16 protein-coding genes and 2 riboswitches are annotated in these 20,087 nt (G+C 40.5%); of the genes, 9 read left to right on the top strand and 7 right to left on the bottom strand.

Features of this window, described 5'->3' with window-relative positions:
* Positions 1-27: 27 nt before the first annotated feature.
* On the bottom strand, positions 28-1,296 hold the full coding sequence (locus tag ABE65_RS07280; RefSeq protein WP_066393021.1) for an extracellular solute-binding protein: 1,269 nt from the start codon (positions 1,294-1,296) through the stop codon (positions 28-30).
* A gap of 333 nt (positions 1,297-1,629) precedes the next feature.
* On the opposite strand from ABE65_RS07280, the gene ABE65_RS07275 reads away from it, so the two are divergent.
* Positions 1,630-3,354 (top strand): glycoside hydrolase family 13 protein, encoded by a 1,725-nt coding sequence (locus ABE65_RS07275; protein WP_066393019.1) that lies wholly within the window; start codon positions 1,630-1,632, stop codon positions 3,352-3,354.
* A gap of 114 nt (positions 3,355-3,468) precedes the next feature.
* Entirely contained in the window at positions 3,469-4,824 is a 1,356-nt protein-coding gene (locus tag ABE65_RS07270) for an MATE family efflux transporter (RefSeq protein ID WP_066393017.1), read from the top strand.
* Positions 4,825-4,866: 42 nt separating this feature from the next.
* Here the strand turns inward: ABE65_RS07270 and asnB are convergent, their stop codons facing one another.
* Complete coding sequence (gene asnB, locus ABE65_RS07265; protein WP_066393015.1) at positions 4,867-6,714, bottom strand: asparagine synthase (glutamine-hydrolyzing); 1,848 nt, start codon at positions 6,712-6,714, stop codon at positions 4,867-4,869.
* 158 nt (positions 6,715-6,872) lie between these two features.
* Here asnB and ABE65_RS07260 point away from each other — a divergent pair, with 158 nt between their 5' ends.
* Positions 6,873-7,961, top strand: a complete 1,089-nt coding sequence (locus ABE65_RS07260; protein ID WP_066393011.1) for an AI-2E family transporter — start codon at positions 6,873-6,875, stop codon at positions 7,959-7,961.
* 176 nt (positions 7,962-8,137) lie between these two features.
* Here ABE65_RS07260 and ABE65_RS07255 read toward each other — a convergent pair whose 3' ends face one another.
* From ABE65_RS07255 to ABE65_RS07230, 5 genes are all read right to left on the bottom strand, one after another.
* Positions 8,138-8,674 carry a 1,2-dihydroxy-3-keto-5-methylthiopentene dioxygenase gene (locus ABE65_RS07255; RefSeq protein WP_066393008.1) on the bottom strand — a complete coding sequence of 179 codons (537 nt, stop codon included), beginning with the start codon at positions 8,672-8,674 and terminating at the stop codon, positions 8,138-8,140.
* A complete protein-coding gene (locus tag ABE65_RS07250) occupies positions 8,652-9,317 on the bottom strand; it encodes a methylthioribulose 1-phosphate dehydratase (protein WP_066393004.1) in 666 nt (221 codons plus the stop codon). The genes ABE65_RS07255 and ABE65_RS07250 overlap by 23 nt, the downstream gene beginning before the upstream one ends.
* Entirely contained in the window at positions 9,314-9,988 is a 675-nt protein-coding gene (locus tag ABE65_RS07245; RefSeq protein WP_066393001.1) for a 2-hydroxy-3-keto-5-methylthiopentenyl-1-phosphate phosphatase, read from the bottom strand. Before ABE65_RS07245 ends, ABE65_RS07250 begins: the two co-directional genes overlap by 4 nt.
* A complete protein-coding gene (locus ABE65_RS07240) occupies positions 9,985-11,226 on the bottom strand; it encodes a 2,3-diketo-5-methylthiopentyl-1-phosphate enolase (RefSeq protein WP_066392998.1) in 1,242 nt (413 codons plus the stop codon). Before ABE65_RS07240 ends, ABE65_RS07245 begins: the two co-directional genes overlap by 4 nt.
* Positions 11,227-11,303: 77 nt before the next feature.
* Positions 11,304-11,423: riboswitch (SAM riboswitch) on the bottom strand.
* A gap of 270 nt (positions 11,424-11,693) precedes the next feature.
* Positions 11,694-12,860, bottom strand: coding sequence for a pyridoxal phosphate-dependent aminotransferase (locus tag ABE65_RS07230; protein ID WP_066392989.1), 1,167 nt, complete (start codon positions 12,858-12,860; stop codon positions 11,694-11,696).
* Between the two features lie 107 nt (positions 12,861-12,967).
* Between ABE65_RS07230 and ABE65_RS07225 the strand changes: the two genes are divergently transcribed.
* From ABE65_RS07225 to ABE65_RS07200, 6 genes are all read left to right on the top strand, one after another.
* Positions 12,968-13,750 (top strand): carbon-nitrogen family hydrolase, encoded by a 783-nt coding sequence (locus ABE65_RS07225; RefSeq protein WP_066392985.1) that lies wholly within the window; start codon positions 12,968-12,970, stop codon positions 13,748-13,750.
* A 107-nt stretch (positions 13,751-13,857) separates the two neighbouring features.
* Positions 13,858-14,024, top strand: a riboswitch (SAM riboswitch).
* An 86-nt stretch (positions 14,025-14,110) separates the two neighbouring features.
* Positions 14,111-15,328: an S-methyl-5-thioribose kinase gene (gene mtnK / locus ABE65_RS07220; RefSeq protein ID WP_066399896.1), complete on the top strand. Its 1,218-nt coding sequence runs from the start codon at positions 14,111-14,113 to the stop codon at positions 15,326-15,328.
* A gap of 3 nt (positions 15,329-15,331) precedes the next feature.
* Complete coding sequence (gene mtnA, locus ABE65_RS07215; RefSeq protein WP_066392973.1) at positions 15,332-16,399, top strand: S-methyl-5-thioribose-1-phosphate isomerase; 1,068 nt, start codon at positions 15,332-15,334, stop codon at positions 16,397-16,399.
* Entirely contained in the window at positions 16,377-17,522 is a 1,146-nt protein-coding gene (locus tag ABE65_RS07210; RefSeq protein ID WP_066392970.1) for a sugar ABC transporter substrate-binding protein, read from the top strand. The genes mtnA and ABE65_RS07210 overlap by 23 nt, the downstream gene beginning before the upstream one ends.
* The gene (locus ABE65_RS07205; RefSeq protein WP_066392967.1) at positions 17,519-19,024 is read left to right on the top strand and encodes a sugar ABC transporter ATP-binding protein; all 1,506 of its coding nucleotides are present in this window, start codon (positions 17,519-17,521) and stop codon (positions 19,022-19,024) included. The genes ABE65_RS07210 and ABE65_RS07205 overlap by 4 nt, the downstream gene beginning before the upstream one ends.
* Entirely contained in the window at positions 19,005-20,042 is a 1,038-nt protein-coding gene (locus ABE65_RS07200) for an ABC transporter permease (RefSeq protein ID WP_082861340.1), read from the top strand. The genes ABE65_RS07205 and ABE65_RS07200 overlap by 20 nt, the downstream gene beginning before the upstream one ends.
* Positions 20,043-20,087: the final 45 nt, after the last annotated feature.

Genomic DNA, 20,087 nt, shown 5'->3' with positions numbered 1-20,087 from the left:
TGGGTACCGCTTTCCAGTTACTGCTTATTATTTTTTACCGTGGTTCGCTTCAATGTTTTGTCCGATCGTCTTAACTGCGCTTTCTAGAGCAGCTTTTGGCTCAGACTTACCTGTAGCAGATAATTGAAGTGCGTTTGCTGCCGGAGCCCAAACTTCTGCCATTTCTGGAATGTTAGGCATTGGAACTCCACGTTCTGATTGAACTGCTACAGCTTTAGCAGCTTCGTTGTCTGCGATGATTGGGTCCTCCATTAAAGATACGATTGGAGGGATCTCTGCTGTTTTCTCAAAACGAGTCTTAGCGTTTTCTTCGTTTGTGATGAACTCAACAAGTTTTGCAGCCCACTCTTGGTTAGGAGAGAATTGGCTTACGTTGTAACCTTTAACACCGATAAACGTTTTTACATCTTCACCGTTTGGAAGTTTAGGCATTGGTGAAACACCGATATCGATTCCAGCATCTTTATAACCTTGGAAAGACCATGGTCCGTTCATTACTGAAGCAACTTTTCCTTCTTGGAAAAGACCATCGATTGTAGGGCCAGCTTTTTCACCGATGATTCCTTTAGGGAATAAGCCGTCTTTGTACCAGCTAGTGATATAATCTAATCCTTCAACAGCACCTTTGTTAGAAAGACCAAGGTCTTTTGCATCTAACGTTCCGTTGTCGTCTTTGAATACATAGCTTCCATATCCAGAAAGCACACCATTTGCAAAGTAGAAGTCAGTCCAGTTAGCTAAGAAGCCATACTGTGCTCCACCTTTGTCACCTTTAGAGAATGCAAGTACATCATCAAAAGATTCAGGTGCTTCAGGCATTAATTTTTTGTTGTAGATGAATACAGGTGTTTCAGTTGATTTCGGAAGGCCGTAAAGCTTTCCATCATATGTTAATGCGTTAATTGAAGATTCAGTGTAAAGCTTTGTTACATCGTCTGATACTTTAATTGGAGCGATAAGACCTTCGATCGCTAATGGCCCGATACGGTCATGCGGAGTTGTGATAACATCCGGTCCTTTTTTAGCAGGTCCATCAAGACGAAGTTTCTCTTGTTGATCTAGCATTGGAATTTCTTTTAGGTCAACTTTGATGCCGTATTTCTCTTCGAACTTTTTGATTGCATCTTTAGTTCCAGCACCTTTTTCTTGGTCTTCCCACATTACTAATTTTTCAGGCTTGTCTGCAGCCGATTCTTTCTTACCGCCAGTAGAAGAACTATCCTCTTGCGGTCCGCAAGCAGCTAACGCACTTGCAGCTAGAGCAAAAGTTAAAGGCAAAGCTAATAACTTTTTCATCAATCGTACCCCCTATTATTGTTAAAAGATCAAAGCATACAAACGTTTGCACAAATTAGCAAAAAAAAGTTTTTCTGTCTTCTTATAAAGTTTTTGCTGTTTATGAAAACGATTGCATTACCTGCTCAATTTCATTATACCTATGCTTTGAATTTTTACAATACTTTTTTAATTATTTTTGGATTCGCTTTCATTTCCCTTGATTTTATGTATGAAAGCGGTTTATACTATCACCATTACAAGTTGAAGGCAATGTACGTTCCTTAGGGGTACAACCTAGTTTTTATAGGTTGTGCCCTATTTTTATTGCCAAAACTGAGAGGAGATCAAAATATGTTAAGAGAAGCAATCTATCACAGAGCAGGTAACAATTATGCGTATGCTTATGACGAGACTACCCTTCACATCCGTCTTCGGACAAAAAAGGGTGATGTCGATTCTGTAACGTTAATTCACGGTGATCCTTATGACTGGACGAAGGATGGCTGGCAGACGTCTCGGTCGCTTATGACTCTATCAGGAACAGATGAATATTTTGATTACTATTTTATTGCGATAAAACCGCCGTTTCGCCGGTTACGATATGGATTCGAACTTAAGAACGGTGATGAAAAGCTGGTGTTTACAGAGAAAGGCTTCTACAATGATGCTCCTTTTGATGACACGGCATATTATTTTTGTTTTCCATTCTTAAACGGCATTGATGTATTCCGTGCTCCTTCTTGGGTGAAAGATACGGTTTGGTATCAAATATTCCCTGAACGTTTTGCAAATGGAGATACGAGTAACGATCCTGAAGGTTCTCTTCCGTGGGCAAGTGAAGAACCAAAATTTAATAATTTCTTTGGTGGAGATTTTCAAGGTGTGATCGACCACATCGATCACCTCGTTAAACTTGGTGTAACTGGAATCTACTTCACACCTATCTTCAAAGCAAAATCTAATCACAAATACGATACGATCGATTATTTAGAGATCGACCCACAGTTCGGTGATAAAGAAACGTTTAAGCAACTGGTGAAAGTTTGTCATGAGAACGGAATTAAAGTCATGCTCGATGCTGTATTTAATCATAGCGGATACTATTTTGAACCGTTTCAAGACGTACTTCAGAATCAAGAGAACTCTTCTTATAAGAATTGGTTCCATTTAAGAGAATTTCCGATCCAGACTGAACCACGCCCTAATTATGATGCTTTTGCTTTCGAAAAAGCTATGCCGAAACTGAACACTGAAAATCCTGAAGTTCGAGATTACTTGCTCAAGGTTGCACGCTATTGGGTGGAAGAGTTTGATATCGACGGTTGGAGATTAGATGTTGCCAATGAAGTGGATCATTCATTTTGGAGAGAATTCAGAACAGCTGTTAAGTCTATCAAACCAGATGCCTATATCTTAGGTGAGATCTGGCATGATTCGATGAATTGGCTCCAAGGAGATCAGTTCGATGCTGTTATGAACTATCCATTCACAAACGCGGCTCTTGATTTTGTAGCAAAAGAAACCATTGATGCAAAAGTATTTGCTGAAAAGATCACTGCTGTTCTTCATATGTATCCTGAAAATGTTAACGAAGCTGCGTTCAATCTTTTAGGGTCACATGATACAAAACGTGTTCTAACGTTTTGTGATGAGAATAAGGATAAGATGAAGTTATTGTTCTTATTAATGCTAACCTTTAAAGGAACTCCGTGTATCTATTATGGCGACGAGATCGGCATGACGGGTGGTAACGATCCTGGTTGCAGAAAATGTATGGAATGGGATGAAACGGAACAAGATCTAGATCTGTTTAATCACATCCAATCCTTGCTTACACTTCGTCAAAATCATAAGGTCCTAGCGAATGATGGAGAAATAAAGTTTATTAATGCTACTGAGCAAACATTGGTATACGAACGTTCAACAGAAGAAGAAAGTATTTGGATTCTTTTGAATGCGAGTGAAAACAGTGCGGACCTTTCGATTGATATTCCTGAAGGCTACTCTCTTATTTTAGGGTCATCCATCTCAGACTCTCTTCCTGCATATGGTTTCAGTATCTATAGAAGAAATTAATGTTTTCCCCTCACTGTAAAAAGTGGGGGGATTTTATTTCAGTAAGTACGCATACCTGTTACAATAGGTAAATGTTAAAACCATACAATATAAACACGATGGAGAGGGATTTACATGAAAGGCAACAAAGCTGCTAAGCTTTCCCTTTTTGCCATAACGTGGCCAATATTTATCGAAATAATGCTTCATATGTTGATGGGGAACGCTGATACTCTCATGCTCAGTCAATATTCTGATCACTCTGTAGCCGCTGTGGGTCTTACGAATCAACTGCTTTCAATCGTAATTGTTATGTTTGGGTTTGTTGCTACAGGAGCAAGTGTTGTTATTGCACAGGCAATAGGAGCTAAACATGAACGAACGGCTGCTGAAGTAGCTGTCGTTGCGATCTTAGCAAACTTGCTTTTTGGCTTGCTCTTAAGTGCGGCGTTATTGCTCTTTGGAGATGTGTTTTTAAAATGGATGAATACTCCATCTGAGTTAATGGCGGAAGCATCTAGCTATCTTATGATAGTAGGGGGATTTTCTTTTATACAATCGGTCATCATGACGATTGGGGCTGCGATTAGAAGCTACGGTTTTACGAAAGATGCTATGTACGTGACGATTGGAATGAACATCATAAACGTATTTGGAAACTACTTATTTATCTTTGCAGCTTTCGGTTTTCCAGTACTGGGTGTTGAAGGTGTTGCGATTTCAACCTCTGTTAGTCGGTTCTTAGGCTTAGTTGTCATTCTATATCTATTATTCAAGCGTTCTTCTATACCACTGCCTTTTGCGAGCTCGTTCAAACTATTCCCTCTTCATATTAAGAGTGTATTAAAAATCGGGTTGCCATCAGCCGGAGAACACCTTTCATATAGTGGATCTCAGATGCTGATCACATTCTTTATTACGCTACTTGGTACAACTGCACTAACGACTAAAGTGTATACGTTTAATATTATGATGTTTATCTTCCTTTTCGCTGTAGCGATCGGTCAAGGTACACAAATATTAATCGGTCACTTGATAGGTGCAAAATCATATGACGCTGCTTATAAGATGTGTCTCAAAAGCCAGACATATGCCATGATCATAAGTTTTCTTATGGCAGGGGTAGCTTCTCTATTCGCAAAGCCACTGCTGTCTATTTTTACAGACAATCCTGAGATTATTAAAGAAGGTACTATCCTCTTATACTTAACTTTGCTGCTAGAACCTGGCCGATCTTTTAATCTTGTTATCATATCAAGTTTGAGAGCTGCAGGTGATGTGAAGTTTCCGGTCATAATGGGTGTTATCTCTATGTGGGGTGTAAGTGTTCCTCTTGCTTACTTATTAGGAATAACATTTGACTTAGGCTTAATAGGAATTTGGCTAGCTTTCACTGCAGATGAATGGCTTCGCGGACTATTTATGTTGGCGAGATGGCGCAAGAGAAAGTGGCAAAAACAATTCATTGTGCCACAAGAAGCAACTGCATAAATACAAAAACCGGAGAACAATATGTTTTCCGGTTTTGTGTGTTTAATCTATGATATTTACATTATAATCAGTTAACCAACTGTCGATCTGTGCAAGATGAGCCATTAATTGTGGGCCTGTCATAAGCTGACCGAACCAAGGTTCTTTAAACGTCTCTCCATTCGTTTGAATGATGTCCTGAACGCGTGCTCGGTTTAACACTTCAAACAAAGGTGAATTCTTTTTTGCGACGATGCTCGTTAACCAATCTTTTACACCGTTCGTATAGTCTGGATGGAACGTTTTCGGATAAGGACTCTTTTTTCGATATAGTACATCATTCGGCAGTACACCGGTAAGTGCTTTTCTAAGTATTCCCTTCTCTCTCCCATCCAACATTTTCATGTCCCATGGAATGTTCCATGCGTATTCTACAATTCTATGATCTGCAAAGGGTACCCTTACTTCTAGTGATGCTCCCATGCTCATACGGTCTTTGCGATCCAATAGAGTCGTCATGAACCAAATCATATTTAAATAGAAGATCTCTCTTCTTCTCGCTTCTATTTTAGATTCTCCCTCTAAAGTTGGTGTTTCGTTCACTGTTTCTTCATATCGTTGCTGCACATACGATGCTAGATTCAGTTTGCTAGCCCACGAATCTTGCAAGAGGTTCTGACGCGCTTCCGTTGAACGCATCCACGGAAACATCGGACGATTCAAGAGCTCTTCTTTATGAAACCATGGATACCCTCCAAAGATTTCGTCTGCACATTCTCCGGATAATGCAACGGTTGACTGTGGTTTGATCTGACGACAGAACCATAATAGTGAAGAATCAACATCAGCCATACCTGGCAGATCCCTTACTGTGACAGCTTCACGCAAATGATTGATCAACAGCTCATTATCAATCACGCAGCTATGATGAACAGATCCTGTAGCCTCAACCATCTGATTGATCCAATACGCATCTGAATTGGGTTGATAATCACTCGCTTTAAAGTACTTCTCATTATCAACATAATCGATGCTGAACGTATGAAGTTCACCCTTGTTTTCTTCTTTAAAATATTTAGCTGCGATTGAGGTGATGGCACTTGAATCGAGGCCTCCAGAAAGAAATGTACACACGGGTACATCTGCAACCAGCTGTCGTGTTACTGCATCCGTCACAAGATCCTTCACTTTTTCAATCGTGTCTTCTAAAGAATCTTGATGTGGTTTACTTTCCACGTTCCAATACCGCCAAATTTTCAGACCGTTTTTAGAATACGTCGCAGCATGTGCTGGGCGAAGTTCGTTTATTCCTTTATAAACACCATTACCAGGTGTACGTGATGGTCCTAGTCCGAACACCTCTTGTAATCCTTCACGATCGACTTCAGCCTTCACTTCAGGATGAGCGAGTATGGATTTTATTTCGGATCCAAATAACAACATTCCGCCTTTTTCCGTATAAAAGAACGGCTTAACTCCCAGTCGATCTCGAGCCACAAATAAACTTTGCTTCTCTTCGTCCCAGATTCCAAATGCAAATATACCATTAAACCTATCAATACAGCTTTCTCCCCATTCGATATAGGAAGTAAGCAAAACTTCTGTATCGGAATGTCCCTCAAACGTATAGCCTCTTTGAAGAAGTTCTTTTCGTAGGTCTTCTGTGTTGTATAGCTCTCCATTGTAGCAAAGCGTATAATTCCACTGGTTCTTTGTTCTTGTCATCGGCTGGACGCCGCCTTCAATATCTACTACTGCTAACCTAGCATGACCAAACCCTGCATGTGTGGTACTCCATACATTGAGTGCATCTGGTCCTCTTTTTGACAAAGGTGTGGCCATCTTGATTAATATATTTTTTTCATGTGTGAGGTTACGATTCCAATCTGCCCAACCGGTTATTCCGCACATTGGTTTCATCCTTTCTATACAAACTCCATTTCTAGTACGTATGCCCATTACTCAGCATATGCTTTTATCCTTGTACCGGTGTTTTTTAAAAATTTGTGTATGTTCTTATAAGTTGTATATAATGAATACATATTTCAGAAGATAAAGGTGATCATTAAATGCCACAGTCGAAGTTTTTTCGTATCGGTTACGGATTTCTCCTCATTTTTCTAATTATTTTGGTAGGAACAAAGATTGATTTTATTTTCAGGCCGATCGTCGTTCTTGTTCAAACGTTATTTTTTCCGTTTTTGCTTGGCGGTGTTCTTTATTATCTTTTCCGGCCAGTCGTTCAGTTTTTGCATAAACGAAAAGTTCCTAAGGTATTATCCATCCTTCTCATCTACCTGCTTGCGATCGGATTATTCGTATTGCTGTTCTATTCTATTGGTCCGATTCTACAAAGACAGGTTAGTAATCTAATTGAGAATACCCCTGCTTTAATCGATGCTATTCGATCTAAGCTGAATGATTTACAGCAGAATGAATGGGTAAGCCGTTTCCAAGAAAGTGAACAGTTTGATGTAAAAGAAATCTCTGATAAAGTAACCGCTTATCTGTCTACTAGTGTTCAGACAATTGGTACGAACATCGCAAACTTTATTGGAATCATTACAAACATTATTATGATTTTTGTTACCGTACCTTTTATACTGTATTACATGCTTAAAGAAGGTGAGAAAGCTCCACAGATGGTGCTTCAAACACTTCCTGAAAGACAGCGTAATAATGGAACAAAAATTCTAAAAGACATGGACATCGCACTTAGTTCTTATATCCAAGGGCAGATCTTGGTCAGTGTCTGTGTGGGTACAATGCTGTATATCGGTTATCTCGTAATCGGAATCGACTACTCGCTGATTCTAGCTATAATCGCCATGTTCACAAACGTGATTCCGTTCCTCGGACCGATTATCGGAGTCGTTCCCGCATTGATCGTAGCGATTGTAGATTCACCGGCGATGGTGATCAAAGTTCTAGTCGTTATGGTTATCGCTCAGCAGATCGAAGGAAATGTAATCTCTCCTCAGGTTATGGGTAAAAAACTAGATATCCATCCGCTTACCATCATCTCTATCTTGCTCGTTGCAGGAAGCCTTGGCGGTCTGCTTGGATTGATTCTAGCCGTTCCAGTATATGCGGTGTTAAAAGTTATTGCCCTGCACACGTATCGCTTAATCAATCTTAGAAAATCAAAAGAGTTATAAGAATAATGAGGGAATGGAAAAAAGCATCGACTACTGAAGTCTGATGCTTTTTTCTTTGCTCGTATTTTCTTTATAGTGCTCGTCCAGCGTGCTTGTCAGCCACCGGACGAGCGCCAACTTGTTATTTCAAAAGAAAACACACCATTTCGTTCGAATGAAATGGTGTGTTCTGTATATTATTGAGCTTCTTGTGGCTGTTTATCGTAGATTGGAACCCAGCCTTCTTTTGATTTAAAGATGCGAACCGCTACTACTTTACGATCTTCTTGCAGCGTGAAATAGTGACGGAAATTTTCTGGAACAGAGATAAGGTCTCCTGGTTCAAGTTCAACATCGAAGAATCTTCCATTAGGTCCTTCGATCGCAAAGATTCCATGTCCAGAAACGATAAAGCGTACTTCATCATCCGTGTGATGATGTTCTGATAAGAAGTTTTTCAATAGCTCATCTAAGTTTGGTGTCGCATCAGAAAGTGAGATAACATCTTCTGTCACATATCCTCTGCGCTCAGAAATATCATCGATCTCACTGCGGAAGGTTTGAATCACTTCTGCTTTGTCCTCATCACTTAACGAGAAATTTTCGCGAAGATGCGCTGGAAGTTTTTCAATGTCCCATTTCTCGTATATAACTTCTTGAGAGTTCAGATACGCTTCTACCTCACTCTGTTTTTCAATTCTTTCGTTGTTATCATGAAATCGTAGTTGTGCCATTTTTAACGCCTCCAAATGATTGATTTTTATTTAAAACGTTTAAAGTTTGTAACTTGATGTGGTAAGAGAAAAGAAACTCAAAAGCTTCTAAATGTTTCTTCGCTTCAAAAGCATTTCTTCCCCATACGGTAATACCATGATTGCGGATCAAGACAGCTTTTGTATCCTGTTTGATTACTGTACCCACTGCTTCAGACAGCTTCGAAAGATCAGCATAATTTTCAACGATCGGAACCGTGATCCGGCCTTCTTCCTCCCATATCCCAAATGCTTTAATCAGTTCTTGGCCTTGGAATGTAATCTCTCCTGCATCACCATACAATTCAGAGATTAAGTTATTATCCACGGTGTGAACGTGTAAACAACAGCCTGCTTCCGTTAACCGATACACTTCACAATGAATACCTGTTTCTGCCGAAGCTTTCAAATGCGTTTCTTCTACCGGTTCACCGAACTGATCCACTAAAAGAAAGTCTTCTGAGGTACGTTTTGTTTTATCTTTTCCGCTTGCAGAAACGTAAAAAGCGAGAGGTGAATCGCTTACTTTAATGGATACGTTACCACTGGTTCCAGGAAACCAGTCTCTTGATGCCAGTTCATCCTTAACATCTGCAAGCTCATTCCAGCGCTGTTGTTTACTCAACTTTTTACACCTCTTTTCTCTAAGACATGAATGATGTCATGAAAGGTTTCAAATGGTGTGTATGGTATTTGGTTTTCTTCACATTTTTCAATCAGATAATCTCTTGCGAAAACAACATCAGCCATCTTAGAAGCTTGAAGATCAGTAATCGAATCCCCGATCACAATCTTTTCAGCTCGGGGAAACTTCTCTTCCAGCCGCCTTATAACAGACGGTTTACAACATCCACAATCATTGTCACATTGATCATCACATACATTCGGCCAAGTGATTTTTATCATGTCGTTTGTAAAATCACTTGCGTTACAAAAAACATAGTCTTTTTCTAGTTTGTTCTCTAGTACAGGATGAACAAAAAAATCAATACCACCGCTAACGATGTAAAGTGGAATCCTCTCACTTTGAGTAAATGAGATAAATTCCTGAAAACCGTCTCTAATCTTAGAACGTGTTACAACGAATTCAATGATCTCTTCCTTTTTGTCCGAAGAGATTCTCGAAAACAATTTACCGACTCCTTCTCGAATCGAGATGGTTTCATTCAAGATTTCATTCACGATCGGCTGCCAGCCCTCGGGTGAAAATTCTTCCATGATCGCAACGATATTATCTTTCTCAGTTACAGTTCCGTCAAAATCACAAAAGATTACCGAATGTTGTTGAGTTGTCATTTTACTGGAACACCGCCCCAAAGCTCTAATGCTTTTTGTAGTTCTGCATGTTTTTCAGCAAAACTTTCAAAGTCTTCCCCTTTAACAACGGCATCTATCGCTTGACGGAAGGAACGTGCTCCACCTGCTGCTCCATCAGGATGACCATGTATCCCTCCACCTGCGTTTATAACACTGTCCAATCCGAAGTCATTGTATAAAACCGGAGTTAAACCTGGATGGATACCTGCTGATGGGACGGGAAACGACTTGTTTAATGAAATGCTATCTGTTGTTAAGGCATCCGCAATACTTAGGGTTTCGTTACGATCAAGCGCCACGCTTCCATAGGGTGATGGGAACAACACAAGATCTGCTCCTGCATAACGAAGCAGTTTACCCAACAAAACGGAATAACCAATTCCGTAGAGTGATGATGACCCTATAGCTCCGGATAGTGCAGGATGTGCCATGATTGGTAGAGGAATCTCTTTATCTTCTGCCAATTCTTGCAATACATCTGGACCGTAGGATAAAACGTTAAACAATAGTGCGTTGGCTCCTAATTCTGCTGCGCGTCTCGCTTTATCTCGAAGTTCACTCGTTCTGCCTGTCAGGTTTACTGCATAAATTGTCTTTTCACCTGTACGCTCATGAACGGACTTTAATACTTCTTTAGAGATTCTTACTCTTTCTTCAAAAGGCGTAAGTGGGTTCTCAAATAGAATTTCATCATCTTTCACAAGATCTACCCCACCTAAAGCCTGCTCATATAATTGCTGTTTGAAGAATGATAGATCTTTTCCGAGCACCCCTTTAAAAATACTCATAACAAGTGGACGGTTATGTACGCCTAAGATATCTCGGATTCCAGTTATCCCAAACTTTGGACCAGGAAATTGCTGTTCTAGATTCTTATCAAACTCTAAATCTACGAGTTTGATCTCACCATCTAACGAAAGTTTACCGAAAACCGTCGTTAGAATAGCTGGAATGTCATTTGAAAAATTTGCTGATGGATAGGAAATCTTAAGTAAGCCTCGAGTTCTTTTACTTCCTAAAAATTGATCTGTACGTGGATCTTCAGGAAGTTCAATAACTTCTTCCACGATACCTTTATGTTTTTTTAGCTGTTCTTGCTCAAGTTGAGGAAGATCTGTCCATGAACCTACAGTAAGTCCTAAGGCAATGCCTTCCGCTTTTTTGTGTAGATTTTCTTTTTTATCATGTACCAAGTACGTCGCTGTAATTTTACTCATGTTCGTAATTCTCCTTTCAAAAACGCAAAAAACCCCTTCACGAGGAAGGGGTGTCTACATATTGACAGTTCCGCTTCCTCTTATCTCTCAGCCAAACGTTCGACTGCAAGAATTAGCACCGTTTTCAGTTAAGCAAAATTAACTGAATGGTTGCCGGGTTTCATCGGGCTAGTCCCTCCACCTGCTCTTAATAAGAGTGCAAATTGTTAGAATATAATTTTAATTGTGATTATGACAGGGTATGAAGGATCTGTCAACCCTATCTTCTTTCTTCGATGCATTGAAAGTGATTTGATTTCCGTTCCAGATGCTCTCTTTCCGGGGGGCGTGCGGTGAGCCCCTTGCCACTTTGCGCCCTTAAGGGTCTCACCTGACACACTCGTCCCCCAGGAGTCTCGCATCTTGCACTCCAATCAACTGTCAATGATGTTACACACTATTAACCAGAAAAATTTTAAAAGATAAATTTAAAACAGCTTAGCAATCCGATCAGCAGCCTCTATCAAACGTTCTTCTGACGTTAGTAAGCCCGCACGTACATATCGATCGCCTTCACTTCCAAATCCAATGCCTGGTGCGACGACGACGTGTGCTTCTTCAAGCAAGTAGTCCGCGAATGTTTCAGATGTATATCCTTCAGGTACAGGTAGCCAGCAGAAGAAAGAACCTTTTGGCGACTCCACGTTCCATCCGTTTTCATTCAACCGTCCGATGAATGCATTTCGGCGGCGTTCATATGTATCTACCAGTTCATCCACACATTGTTGAGAGCCGTTCAAGGCCTCAGCTGCTGCGTGCTGAACCGCTCCAAACAAGCTTACATAAAAATGATCTTGTAGTAGATTAATGGATTCGATGACAGATTCATTTCCTACGGCAAAACCAACTCGCCAGCCTGCCATGTTATACGTCTTGGAAAGGGTATAGATCTCTATCCCTACGTCTTTTGCTCCTTCCGTCTGTAGAAAGCTGATCGGCTTTTGTCCATCAAATCCAATTGCTCCATAAGCAAAATCATGGCAGACGAGAATATCATGTTTGTTAGCGAGTTCTACTGTCTCTTTAAAAAAGGATTCCGTTGCAACACCTGCTGTAGGATTGTTCGGATAGTTTAAGAACATAAGCTTTGCTTTGTTCAAGACCGTTTCATGTAAATCATCATACTTCGGGAGAAATTCATTTTCTTTTCTCAAGGGCATCGTCTCCATCGTAGCTCCAGCCATTGCTACACCTGACCAATAATCCGGGTATCCTGGATCTGGAACGAGCGCAACATCTCCAGCGTTTAAGTAGCACTGTGACAACTCTACTAATCCCACTTTCCCCCCAAAGAGAATAGCAACTTCTTTAACAGGATCTAAAGTCACTCCATACTCTCTTTGATAAAAATCGGCAGCAGCCTGCTTTAAGAATCCGTGTCCTCGAAACGGGGAGTATTTATGAAAGTCAGGTCTGTCTGCACCTTCCTTTAATGCTTCAACGATATGCTGTGGCGTTGGTTGATCGGGATTTCCTTGTCCGAGATTAATAACGTCATAGCCTTGCTCCACATAGTGAGATACTTTTTTTACAAGCTTGGCGAAAAATTGCTCTGGCAATTTCCCCATCACTTCTGCCTGTTCAAAACGTTTCACGACGATCACTTCCAGTCTAATTTGAATGTTCTTGAAATTCTAATCAGTTATGTTATACGCTTAAGGAAATTCTGTAAAGACTTTTTTACAATCTGGAGGGTACAATCATGAAAATTGCATGTATTCAAGTTGACATACATTATGGGGATCATAAAAAAAACTATGAACACATTGAAAATAAAATTCGTGAAGCAGTTGTTCAGCATCAACCTGATACGATCGTTCTCCCTGAACTATGGGATACAGGATATGACCTAACACGCTTAGATGAGATTAGCGATAAAAATGGCGAAAGAGCTAAGCACTGGTTAAGCTCCTTATCAAAAGAACTTGATATCAATATTGTTGGAGGTTCTATCGCTTACCGTGATGAGAATGAAGTATTTAACACCTCTCTCACCTACAACCGAAACGGAGAAGAGATCGCCACGTACTCAAAAGCCCATCTTATTACACTCATGGAAGAAGAAAAGTATATCTCTCCAGGAAAAAACAATGCGCTGTTTATGATTGATAGCACCCTATCCACTCTTGCTATCTGTTATGACATTCGATTTCCTGAATGGATTCGTGCTCCTTTCTTAAAAGGCGCTAAGGTTTTATTTGTTCCGGCTGAATGGCCGATTCAAAGACAATCTCATTGGCGAGCTCTACTTATTGCACGTGCTATAGAGAATCAATGCTATGTGGTTGCGTGTAACCGTGTCGGAAGCGATCCTAAAAATACCTTCGCCGGTCAATCGTTGATCATTGACCCTTGGGGAGATATTATTGCTGAAGGATCTGTACACGATGAGGAGATTATCACAGCAGAGATCTTACCTGAATTAGTAGACGAAGTACGCGTAAAAGTTCCTGTATTTAACGACCGTCGAAGAGATCTGTATTAATCCATTTTAAAAAATTTAGTGTTGACAGATCTTAACATAACGTTGTAGTATAACGATTATGAATTGCGTGAATATTATTGCGCATTAAAAAATCAAATAATTTTGGTCTCTTATCAAGAGCAGGTGGAGGGATATGGCCCGATGAAACCCAGCAACCGACCGTAATACCATTGTAAGATGGGGCGCCCGCATTATATGGGGAGCCGCTGATTAAGTTCAGCGTATGGCACGGTGCTAATTCCGGCGAAACAATTTTGTTTTGCTAAGATAAGAGGCGCGGGAAATCATCATTCCGAGCCTCTTTTCTTATACGAAAAGAGGCTCTTTTTATTTGTAAAAAACTTTCCGGGGGGAACAAAAATGAGCGTACAAGTAAAACCTACATATGAACCGTTAAATGAACTGACAGTCCTTGATGTGGTAAAACCTTTAGATTTTTTTGATGCATCCGAACAAAACCAATTGCATGTTAGAGAGATTGGAGATGGCAACTTAAACCTTGTTTTTCATATAGAAAGTGCACTCTCTAAAAAAGCGGTGATCGTCAAACAAGCACTTCCCTATGCAAAAGTGGTTGGAGAAAGTTGGCCGCTCACACTAGACCGTGCACGAATTGAAAGCGAAGCCTTAATAAAAGAAGCCGAATCTGTTCCTCACTTAGTTCCTAAAGTTTTGTATTCAGATTCAACACTTGCCGTAACGGTTATGGAAGATTTATCTGATCATGTCATCCTTCGAAAAGGGCTAATTGAAGGACAGATTTACCCAAAACTTGCTAGTGACATTGGAACGTTTGCGGCTAAGACGGCTTTTTATTCTAGCGATTTTTATCTGCATCCGTTTGAAAAGAAAGAACAAGTGAAACGTTTTTCAAACCCTGAACTGTGTAAGATCACTGAAGACTTAGTGTTCACAGATCCTTTTTTCAACATCGAAACGAACGACTTCCCTGCTGAACTTCAAAGTGAAGTAGATGTCATTTGGAACGACACTGAGCTTCTAAAAGAAGTAGCTCAACTAAGACTATCATTCTTAACAAAAGCTGAAGTCCTCCTTCATGGAGATCTACATTCTGGAAGTATTTTTGTGAAGGGTGATTCTACTAAAGTGATTGATCCTGAGTTTGCGTTCTATGGTCCCGCGGGATTTGATATCGCGCATTTCATAGCGAACCTTGCTCTTAATCATCTTTCTCAGAATGCACATGCGAAAGAGCCGTTTCATCGTGAGACTTTACAAACTTATCTTTTGGAAACCATCGAAAAGACTTGGAAAACATACAGAGAAACATTTACAGCGCTTTGGAACGAGAAAGCGACTGATCCTTTTGCCAAGATTGACGGTGTTCTTGAAAATTTCTTAGAAAAAACGTTTCAAGAAGCGATTGGATTTGCTGGTTGTGAAATCATTCGAAGAACGATCGGACTTGCACATGTAGCTGATCTAGACTCTATTCCCAAAAAAGAAGTGGAGCTCTTTTATAAAAAAACTGCTTTAGAGCTAGGTGTAAAACTGATCAAGAATCAGAGAAAACTTACAAACATCACAGAACTTACTGACTGGATTAGAGGTGCTTAAATTATGACTGTAGCTGAAAAGTGGGTTCCTTCTGTTCGATACAGAGGTAACCACCTTCTTATATTAGATCAACAACAACTTCCCCATCATACGGTTTACTTAAATGTAACCACGATTGAACACGTATGGGACGCAATTTCAAAGCTTAAAGTTAGAGGCGCTCCTGCGATCGGAATCGCTGCTGCATTCGGACTTGCACTTTGGAGTAATTCTGAAAAAGAAGTTGATCATTCTTCGTTTCTATCAAAATTGAAAAAACAAAGAGATTACTTAGCTTCCTCTCGCCCAACTGCTGTTAATTTATTCTGGGCGTTAGACCGTGTTGTCGCATCTGCCGAACGATCCGCTTCTGTAGAAGAGGCGAAAAAAAACATTGAAGCTGAAGCACTCTTGATTCAAGAAGAAGACGAAAATACATGCAGAAAGATTGGTGAGTACGCGTTATCCCTTCTTCAAGACGGAGATGCTGTCATGACGATCTGTAATGCAGGTGCAATCGCAACAAGCAAATATGGAACTGCTTTAGCCCCTTTTCATCTTGCGAAAGAGCAAGGCTGGAATCTTTCTGTATACGCGAACGAAACGCGTCCTGTCTTGCAAGGATCCCGTTTAACCGCATGGGAGCTTCAAGCAAACGATATTGATGTGACGCTAATTACGGATAATATGGCAGCGCACACTTTAAAAACAAAGAATATCAAAGCCGTTATCGTTGGATGTGATCGCGTGGCAGCAAACGGGGATACAGCTAACAAAATCGGGACTTTTGGTCTTGCACTTCAAGCGAGAGCACTCGGAATTCCCTTTTATGTAGCATGTCCTCTATCTACGTTAGATCTCAAAACATCTAGCGGCGAGGATATTCCGATCGAAGAACGCCCTGAAGAAGAAGTCACGCACCTAAACGGAGTTCGCATTGCTCCAGAAGGAATTAAAGTCTTCAATCCAGCTTTCGATGTAACTCCCGCTGAATACATATCAGCAATCATTACAGAAAAAGGAATCGTGAGCGGTAATTATCAAGAAGCCCTATCTACACTTAAGGAGGATGAAAGCATTGAGACCTTATAAAGTCTTGGCAACCGCTTGCCTTACTACTGCCTTGTTCTTAACAGGATGCACAAATGAACAAGATGCTCTTTCCAACAAAACAGAAGCGAAACCTACTGTAGCTAATGAGTCACAATCAAAACAAACAAATACTGCTTCAACATCAAGCAAAGTTCCGGAACAGCTTCAGAAGCCTTTAAAGATCGCTTCGATCAACCAGTTCTCTATCGGAACGTTCTCCTCTCAATATATTAGTGGTGTAAAGAAGCAAGTGGAAGAGTTCGGTGGTGAGGTGCAGGTCTATAACGCTGATAATGACCTTTCAAAAATGGCAGCATATGTAGAAACAGCCGTTAACCAACAAGTAGATGGAATCTTAATTGATCATGGTCGTGCTGATGCGATCGCACCAAGTGTAAAAAAAGCAGTTGCAGCAGGAATTCCTGTTGTTGCTTTTGATAGTGATATCAACATACCAGGTGTAACCGTTATCGACCAGGATGATTATAGCCTTTCGTGGAATGCTCTGCGAAGCATGGCGCAAGACTTAAATGGAAAAGGTGAGATTGTATACGTTTGGGTAGGTGGTTTCACACCGATGGAAAGAAGAAACGTTATGTATGAAGCCTTCAAGAAACGTTATCCTTCGATCAAAGAGATCGCGCGTTTTGGTACAGCAACACAGAATACAGCGCTTGATACACAATCACAAATGGAAGCCCTGTTGCAAAAGTATCCTAAAAAAGGTGACATTGACGCAGTATTCGCTCCTTGGGACGAATTTGCTAAAGGTGTGACACGTGCGATTCAACAAGCCGGACGTGATGAGATAAAAGTATACGGAATCGACCTTAGTGATGAAGATCTGCAACTGATGCAAGAAGCAAATAGTCCTTGGGTGTCAACGGCAGCTACAGATCCTGCTGATGTTGGAAAATTACAAGTACGCTTTCTCTACCAAAAAGTAGCCGGTGAAGAAACACCACAGATCTATAGTGTTCAACCTCACCTTGTTGAAAAAGAAGATCTACCTAAGTCCAACGTATCTATGGATGAGATCGGTAAGTATGTAGAAGGCTGGGGCAAATCTGATGCCGGAACATCTCCGTGGATGGAAAACTTAAGTAAGGATAATAAAAAATGACGATACTCTCATTAACTTCTATACAAAAATCTTTTGGTGAACAGATTGTATTAAAAGGAGTGGACTTTACCGTAAAAAGCGGTGAGGTCCATGCTCTTTTAGGAGCCAATGGTGCTGGTAAGAGTACCCTCATGAAGATACTCTCTGGCGATTATGAGCGTGATGGCGGTAAGATCACATTGAATGAAAAAGATCTGACGATTAAAACACCCGCTCATGCAAAAGCAGCTGGCATTGAAATGGTTGTGCAAGAGGTAGATACTGCCCTCGTCTCTTCGTTAAGCATCGCGGAAAACGTAACGATGAATACCTTTATTAAAGGTCCTGCCTTTTTTTCTTGGAAAAAAAGATATAAAGTGGCTCAAGAGCTATTGAGCAGAGTAGGTTTAAAACTTGATCCAGCCGTCCCCCTCTCTCGATGTTCTTTAGCAGAGAAACAATTGGTACTCATCGCAAAAGCAATTTCCGAAGACATTTCTTTTATTATTTTAGATGAACCTACAGCCGCACTTAGTACGAAAGAAGCTCAACACCTGTTTACTGTTCTTCGTGAACTTCAGAAGCAAGATGTGGGCATCATTTATATCTCACACCGCTTACCTGAAATTATGGAACTGTCAACAAGAGTAACGGTCTTAAAAGATGGGTACGTGACTCTATCGAAAGAAACATCTCACTGTTCTTCTGAAGAGATCGTTCGTGCGATGCTAGGCAACGAATTGGTTGAATTACTAAACGATGAAGAAGATAGAATACTAGGCGATACCCTTTTAGAAGCAAAGCAGTTCAGAGTTCCTACTACAGGTGAAACCGTATCTCTATCTGTTCGAGAAGGAGAAATTGTTGGTGTTGCGGGATTAGTGGGTGCAGGTAAGACAGAAACGGCAAGAGCATTGTTTGGTGCAGACCCATCAAAAGATTCGCTTTACTTGAAAGGAAAAAAAGTAAGAATATCGAATCCTCAAAAAGCGATTTCGACCGGTATTGGGTTCGTACCAGAAGAACGACGTAAAGAAGGAATTCTTGTTGATTACAATGTGGTTGAAAACTTAACCTTGCCTGTCTTAAAACAGTTTACTAAGTTTGGATTTATCCAAAGAAAACAAGAAAAAACAGAAGCAGAAAAATGGATCAAACAGCTCGGTATCAAGACACAAAAATCCTCACTCTTGCTGAACCATCTTAGTGGAGGTAATCAACAGAAAGCATCGATCGGCAAATGGCTTCTTACTGACGGAGATGTATTTATTTTCGATGAGCCGACTAAAGGTATTGATGTTGGGGCTAAGCAAGATGTGTTTCAATGCATCAAGAACTTAGCTGACAACAAAAAAGGAGTCCTCTATTTTACGAGTGAGGTACAAGAGTTGCTGGCTTTTTGTGACCGAATCCTTGTTATGTATGATGGGAAAATTGCCGGAGAATTAAACAAACACGAAGCTACCACTGAAAAAATTATGCACTATGCAACTGGAGGTCATTATGGCACAGTACGTTCATAAAGAACACGTTGAGAACGATCTAAACACTTCTAAACTCTCACTTCAAGAAAAGATCTTTCCTTTTCTTTACCGATACGGCACCCTTCTTGTCATATTATTAACCGTTATCGGATTTAGTCTAGCAAACGACAAATTCTTAAGCTATCAGAACTTTACGGATATCTTACGCTCTGTTTCTATTATTACGTTGCTTGCGATCGGAGTAACCATATCTTTGATCGTTGGAGGGTTCGACCTTTCCGTCGGATCAACAGCGAGCCTTGCAACGGTTACAAGTGCAGCAGCTCTCGTTCTATATCGCCAAGAAACGATCATCGCCATCCTAATTCCGATTGCGATTGGTCTATTAGTAGGGCTATTAAACTCGTTCTTCGTTGTAAAAGTACGGCTTCCAGATCTACTCGCCACATTAGCAGTGATGTATATCATCAATGGATTGCATCTTACCTTTACAAAGGGTTTTTCGATCTACAACAATATGCCCTTAACAGAAGGTGGAACGGCTCCTGGTGTTTTCCTTCCTTCTTTCTTATTTATTGGTCAAGGTGAGATATGGTCTGTTCCTGTACCTGTTATCATCATGCTGATTGCCGTAATTGTCGTTCATGTCATTCTACAGCAGACTCGCTTCGGCAGATTATTATATATTACAGGTGGAAATGAAGAAGCAGCGCGTTTATCAGGTGTCCCTGTTCAGCGTTACAAGATGTATGCTTATCTTTTATCTGCATTCTTTGCCACTCTTGCAGGTATTCTGTTAGCAGCAAGAATCGGAACGGGTCAAGTTTCTGCTGGCGCACCTTTATTGATGGATGGTGTTGCCGCTGCGTTTATTGGCTTTTCTGTATTTGGTGCTGGAAAACCGAATGTGATCGGCACTTTTGTTGGTGCTGTTTTAATCGGTATCCTTCTTAATGGATTAACGATGTTGAACGTTCCGTATTACGCACAAGATATCGTAAAAGGTTCGATTCTGATCGGCGCACTTGCGTTTATGTATTATGAAAAGAAAAAATAAAACCACTTAAAATGCTAAAGTATTCAACACAAATAAACAGCACAC

This window comes from Fictibacillus phosphorivorans (assembly GCF_001629705.1).
GTDB lineage: Bacteria > Bacillota > Bacilli > Bacillales > Fictibacillaceae > Fictibacillus > Fictibacillus phosphorivorans_A.
Note: the sequence above shows the minus strand (reverse complement) of the source record. Positions and strands in the feature narration are given on the sequence as shown.

Coding starts and splice junctions, on each gene's coding strand:
- ABE65_RS07205 (WP_066392967.1), top strand. CDS start 17,519: ATGACGATACTCTCATTAACTTCTATACAAAAATCTTTTGGTGAACAG.
- ABE65_RS07210 (WP_066392970.1), top strand. CDS start 16,377: ATGAAAGCATTGAGACCTTATAAAGTCTTGGCAACCGCTTGCCTTACT.
- ABE65_RS07200 (WP_082861340.1), top strand. CDS start 19,005: ATGGCACAGTACGTTCATAAAGAACACGTTGAGAACGATCTAAACACT.
- ABE65_RS07280 (WP_066393021.1), bottom strand. CDS start 1,296: ATGAAAAAGTTATTAGCTTTGCCTTTAACTTTTGCTCTAGCTGCAAGT.
- ABE65_RS07245 (WP_066393001.1), bottom strand. CDS start 9,988: ATGACAACTCAACAACATTCGGTAATCTTTTGTGATTTTGACGGAACT.
- ABE65_RS07260 (WP_066393011.1), top strand. CDS start 6,873: ATGCCACAGTCGAAGTTTTTTCGTATCGGTTACGGATTTCTCCTCATT.
- ABE65_RS07255 (WP_066393008.1), bottom strand. CDS start 8,674: ATGGCACAACTACGATTTCATGATAACAACGAAAGAATTGAAAAACAG.
- mtnK (WP_066399896.1), top strand. CDS start 14,111: ATGAGCGTACAAGTAAAACCTACATATGAACCGTTAAATGAACTGACA.
- mtnA (WP_066392973.1), top strand. CDS start 15,332: ATGACTGTAGCTGAAAAGTGGGTTCCTTCTGTTCGATACAGAGGTAAC.
- ABE65_RS07270 (WP_066393017.1), top strand. CDS start 3,469: ATGAAAGGCAACAAAGCTGCTAAGCTTTCCCTTTTTGCCATAACGTGG.
- ABE65_RS07225 (WP_066392985.1), top strand. CDS start 12,968: ATGAAAATTGCATGTATTCAAGTTGACATACATTATGGGGATCATAAA.
- ABE65_RS07275 (WP_066393019.1), top strand. CDS start 1,630: ATGTTAAGAGAAGCAATCTATCACAGAGCAGGTAACAATTATGCGTAT.
- asnB (WP_066393015.1), bottom strand. CDS start 6,714: ATGTGCGGAATAACCGGTTGGGCAGATTGGAATCGTAACCTCACACAT.
- ABE65_RS07240 (WP_066392998.1), bottom strand. CDS start 11,226: ATGAGTAAAATTACAGCGACGTACTTGGTACATGATAAAAAAGAAAAT.